The following is a 4,551-nucleotide window of genomic DNA, read 5'->3' on the forward strand; positions in this document are numbered from 1 at the left end:
GGTTGCGGACACGACTCCAGTGCGGCGGCCTCCCGCAACGGTGCGAGGGCCTGCGCGTCGTCCTGGGGACGCCGGTCCACGGACGCGGCGGACGGCGTGGCCGGTCCGGATCCGGCGGCGGACGGAGTGTCGCCGCGGTCGCGCGGCCAGATCGCCACGATCAACGCGATGACGACGACGAGGGCTGCCAGGCTCCAACGGCCTGCTGTGGAAGGACGCACTCCGTCACCGCCCGGCCAGCTCGAGCAGGTGCTCGGTCTCCGGTCCCTTCACCAGCGCGGCCGCGGTCTGCGGATCGGTGGGCCCGGTCCCGTAGGACGGGCAGTCCTTCGCGAGCACACACACCCCGCACGCGGGCTTGCGGGCATGGCACACCCGCCGGCCGTGGAAGATCACCCGATGGGACAGCAGCGTCCACTCCTTGCGTTCGATGAGTGCACCCACCGCATGCTCGATCTTGACCGGATCGGTCTCCTCGGTCCATTCCCAGCGGCGCACGAGCCGCTGGAAGTGGGTGTCGACGGTGATACCCGGCACATCGAAGGCGTTGCCGAGGATGACGTTGGCGGTCTTGCGGCCGATGCCGGGCAGCGCGACGAGATCCTTCAGGCGGGCGGGCACCTCGCCGTCGTGACGTTCGAGCAACGCCTGCCCCAGTCCGATCAGGGAGTTGGCCTTGTTGCGGTAGAAGCCGGTCGAGCGGATGTACTCCTCGAGCTCGGTGCGGTCGGCTTCCGCGTAGGCACGGGCGTCCGGATACCAGGCGAACAGAGCCGGAGTCACCTGGTTGACCCGCACATCCGTGCACTGCGCCGACAGGATCGTTGCGACGGCGAGTTCGAGCGGAGTCGTGAAGTCCAGCTCGCAGTAGACGTGCGGAAATGCCTCGGCGAGGCGCCGGTTCATCCGCCGTGCGCGACGGACGAGAGCGAGGCGCGACTCCGGTCCGCGAGCCTTTCCGTTCACTCGGCGCGGGGCCGTCTCGGGGCTCTCGGACTGGGTGGCATGCACCTGATCCACTCTACGTAAACACTCCCCCCACGGATTCGGCCCCGTGTCTCTTCCGAGATCTTTCCGGTGTTTACTTCCGGGTATGCAAGCTCTTGCTGTCGTCCTCTTCCCGGTGCTGCTCATGTTGTTCGCACTGTCCATGGAACGTGTCGAAGCGCGCTTGAGTCGGTTGTCCGTCCGTGAGCAGGAAGTGGAGGAGTTCCTCGACAAAGCGGACCAGGCCGATGTCGCGGCACTTGCCCGGGAAGGTTTCCCCGGGGCCCTGGCCCGCTTCCAGCGTCGCCGTCGCCGCGGACCGAGCGTCGACGGATCGGATGATTCGGACGGCCATCTCCGCACCCGCCGCGCCAGCTGATCGACTACCTGCCGCTAGCCTCGAGGTACCGATGATCGGGTTCGTCGACCGTTTCCGTGGTATCGGTCACTCGTCCGTGCAGCGCGCACGATAGACTGGGCGCTCGTACGCCTGACAGGTGACCTGCCCGGGAAGTCCGTCGACGTGCAGACCCGGCAGTAGATGACGAATCATTCCCAAAAGGAGCGCACGTGGACGAGGTCCTGGCCAGAGCAGGCATCTTCCAAGGAGTCGAGCCCTCGGCGGTTGCGGCGCTGATCAAAGAGCTTCAGCCTGTAGATTTCCCGCGCGGCCATGTCATCTTCAACGAGGGTGAACCCGGCGACCGGCTGTACATCATCGTCTCCGGCAAGGTGAAGCTCGGGCGTCGTTCGCCCGACGGCCGCGAGAACCTCCTGACGATCATGGGCCCGTCCGACATGTTCGGCGAGCTGTCGATCTTCGACCCGGGTCCGCGCACCTCCACCGCCACCACCGTCACCGAGGTGCGGGCCGTGAGCATGGACCGCGAGGCGCTCAAGGCGTGGATCGACCAGCGCCCCGAGATCGCCGAGCAGCTCCTCCGGGTGCTCGCCCGTCGCCTGCGTCGCACCAACAACAGCCTCGCCGACCTGATCTTCACCGACGTTCCCGGTCGAGTCGCCAAGGCGCTTCTGCAGCTCGCACAGCGCTTCGGCACCCAGGAGGCCGGCGCTCTGCGTGTCACCCACGACCTGACGCAGGAAGAGATCGCACAGCTCGTCGGCGCGTCCCGCGAGACCGTGAACAAGGCTCTGGCCGACTTCGCGCACCGCGGCTGGCTGCGCCTCGAAGGCAAGAGCGTGCTGATCTCCGACTCGGAGCGTCTGGCGCGTCGCGCCCGCTGACCCACCGATCACCGAAAGGCCGGGCCGCTCGCTGCGTCCCGGCCTTTCGTGTGTCCTGTCTCAGCCGTGGCTGCGCAGGTAGTCCAGCTGCACGTTGACCGACTTCTCCGCCGCACCCCACAGCGACGGGTCGACATCGGCGTAGACGTGCTCGACGACCTGCCGCGCCGAGGCGTCGGTGCCGAGGGTGCGCAGCGCACCTCGCACCTGTTCCAACCGCCCCTCCCGGTGCGCGAGGTACTCCCGCGCGATCGTCTCGAGGTCGGGCAGCTCGGGACCGTGCCCCGGCAGCACGGTGTAGCCGCCGCCCAGACCGATGAGCGACCTCAGCGAGCTCAGATAGTCGCCGAGGTCGCCGTCCGAATCGTCGAGCACGGTCGTGCCGCGCCCCAGGATGGTGTCCGCGGTGAGCACACTCCGTTCGTCCTCGATCACGAACGACAGCGAGTCGGCGGTGTGCCCCGGCGTCGCGACCACCCGGATGCGCAGTCCCGCCGCCTCGACGACGTCGCCACCGGACAACTGCTGCCCACCGCCGTGGCGATGTTCCGGTAGGACCGCGTGCACCGGGCAGTCCGCGAGCTGCGAGAAACGCTCGGCACCCTCGGTGTGGTCGAAGTGGCGGTGACTGATGAGTGTCGCCGCCACCGGTACCCGCGCGATCCGCTCGAGATGTCCTTCGTCGAGGGGACCCGGATCGACCACGACACACTCGTCGCTGCCGGGAGCCCGGAGGATCCAGGTGTTCGTTCCCTCGAGAGACATGATCGAGGGATTCTCGGCCAGGACCACCGCGGCGTTCTCGGTGACCTGCCGCAGCTGCGCGTAGGCGGGGTGGACCAGCGCCATCACTTGTGCCTCTCGTGTCGAGTCCGTCGGAAGCCGCCCTCGCCGCCTGCCGCCGATGCCGCAGCCGGAGGAGGTGGCGTCAGCGTACTTCCACCATCAGTTCGACCTCGACGGGAGCGCCGAGGGGCAGCTCCGCGACACCGACCGCCGAGCGGGCATGCGCCCCGACCTCGCCGAAGATCTCGCCGAGGATCTCCGACGCGCCGTTGATGACGCCGGGTTGCCCGGTGAAGCCCTCCGCGGACGCGACGAAGCCGACGACCTTCACGATGCTCGCGATGTTGTCGAGCCCGACGAGACCGTCGACGGCGGCGAGCGCGTTGAGCGCGGCGGTCCGGGCCGCGAACTTCGCCTCCTCCGCCGACACCTCCGCGCCCACCTTGCCGGTGTGCGTCAGCTTCCCGTCGACCAGCGGCAACTGACCGGAGGTGTAGACGACGTCGCCGTTGCGGACGGCGGGCACGTAGGCCGCCACCGGCGCGGCGACCGGCGGCAGGGTGATGCCCAGTTCGGTCAGGCGTTCGCTCCAGGTGTGGTGCGCCACGGATCAGCCCTTCGGACGCTTGAGGTAGGCGACGTGCTGTTCACCGGTGGGTCCGGGCAGGACGGTGACGAGCTCCCATCCGTCGGCGCCCCACTGGTCGAGGATCTGCTTGGTCGCGTGCGTGAGCAGCGGCACGGTTGCGTATTCCCATGTGGTGGTTTCACTCATGTCCTGACCCTATCCGGCACCGTTCACCGTCCACGACTTATAGGCTCGTGATCGTGGCATCTCCGACATCACATTCCGGCGAGTGGCCGGCAGGCGCCGCCCAGGCGCGACTGCACTTCGTGTCCGGCAAGGGGGGCACCGGCAAGTCCACCGTGGCCGCTGCGCTCGCGCTGGCGCTCGCCGCCGGGGGGCGCAAGGTCCTGCTCGTCGAGACGGAGGGACGCCAGGGCATCGCCCAGCTGTTCGACGTGCCGCCGCTCCCGCCGGTCGAGACGAAGATCGCCACCGCGCCGGGTGGCGGGGAGGTGTCGGCTCTCGCGATCGACATCGAGGCGGCCTTCCTCGAATACCTCGACATGTTCTACAACCTCGGATTCGCAGGTCGCGCGATGCGCCGGATGGGGGCGATCGAGTTCGTGACCACGCTCGCGCCGGGTCTGCGCGACGTGATCCTCACCGGCAAGATCAAGGAGACCGTGGTGCGGACCGACGCGTCGGGCACACCCGTCTACGACGCGGTGGTGGTCGATTCCCCGCCCACGGGCCGCATCGGCAGCTTCCTCGACGTCACCAAGGCCATGGCCGATCTCGCGAAGTCCGGTCCGATCCGGTCGCAGAGCGAGGGTGTGGTCCGGTTGCTGCACTCCGACCAGACCGTCGTCCACCTGGTGACCCTGCTCGAGGCACTGCCCGTGCAGGAGACGGCCGACGCGGTGGACGAACTCGAGGCCGCCGATCTCCGGATGGGAACGGTGATC

At 68.5% G+C, this 4,551-nt stretch carries 7 protein-coding genes and 1 pseudogene; 3 read left to right on the top strand and 5 right to left on the bottom strand.

Features of this window, described 5'->3' with window-relative positions; translation table 11 throughout:
* Positions 1–221, bottom strand: a pseudogene (locus R1101_RS0116405) (TlpA family protein disulfide reductase); the annotation flags it as partial.
* Positions 222–225: 4 nt separating this feature from the next.
* Positions 226–1,020: an endonuclease III gene (gene nth, locus R1101_RS0116410; RefSeq protein WP_016934468.1), complete on the bottom strand. Its 795-nt coding sequence runs from the start codon at positions 1,018–1,020 to the stop codon at positions 226–228.
* Between the two features lie 73 nt (positions 1,021–1,093).
* On the opposite strand from nth, the gene R1101_RS30700 reads away from it, so the two are divergent.
* Positions 1,094–1,366: a hypothetical protein gene (locus tag R1101_RS30700; RefSeq protein WP_198420288.1), complete on the top strand. Its 273-nt coding sequence runs from the start codon at positions 1,094–1,096 to the stop codon at positions 1,364–1,366.
* 191 nt (positions 1,367–1,557) lie between these two features.
* Positions 1,558–2,232 (top strand): Crp/Fnr family transcriptional regulator, encoded by a 675-nt coding sequence (locus R1101_RS0116420; RefSeq protein ID WP_016934470.1) that lies wholly within the window; start codon positions 1,558–1,560, stop codon positions 2,230–2,232.
* A 60-nt stretch (positions 2,233–2,292) separates the two neighbouring features.
* Here the strand turns inward: R1101_RS0116420 and R1101_RS0116425 are convergent, their stop codons facing one another.
* The 3 genes from R1101_RS0116425 to R1101_RS30035 form a co-directional block, all read right to left on the bottom strand.
* Entirely contained in the window at positions 2,293–3,081 is a 789-nt protein-coding gene (locus R1101_RS0116425) for an MBL fold metallo-hydrolase (RefSeq protein WP_016934471.1), read from the bottom strand.
* Between the two features lie 79 nt (positions 3,082–3,160).
* Positions 3,161–3,625: a RidA family protein gene (locus R1101_RS0116430; RefSeq protein ID WP_016934472.1), complete on the bottom strand. Its 465-nt coding sequence runs from the start codon at positions 3,623–3,625 to the stop codon at positions 3,161–3,163.
* A 3-nt stretch (positions 3,626–3,628) separates the two neighbouring features.
* Positions 3,629–3,793, bottom strand: coding sequence for a DUF4177 domain-containing protein (locus R1101_RS30035; RefSeq protein ID WP_006552429.1), 165 nt, complete (start codon positions 3,791–3,793; stop codon positions 3,629–3,631).
* A gap of 50 nt (positions 3,794–3,843) precedes the next feature.
* Between R1101_RS30035 and R1101_RS0116440 the strand changes: the two genes are divergently transcribed.
* A partial coding sequence (locus tag R1101_RS0116440) for an ArsA-related P-loop ATPase (protein WP_026003360.1) occupies positions 3,844–4,551 on the top strand: 708 nt, incomplete at its 3' end.

The organism is Rhodococcus sp. R1101, assembly GCF_000278445.1.
Classification (GTDB): Bacteria; Actinomycetota; Actinomycetes; order Mycobacteriales; family Mycobacteriaceae; genus Rhodococcus; species Rhodococcus gordoniae.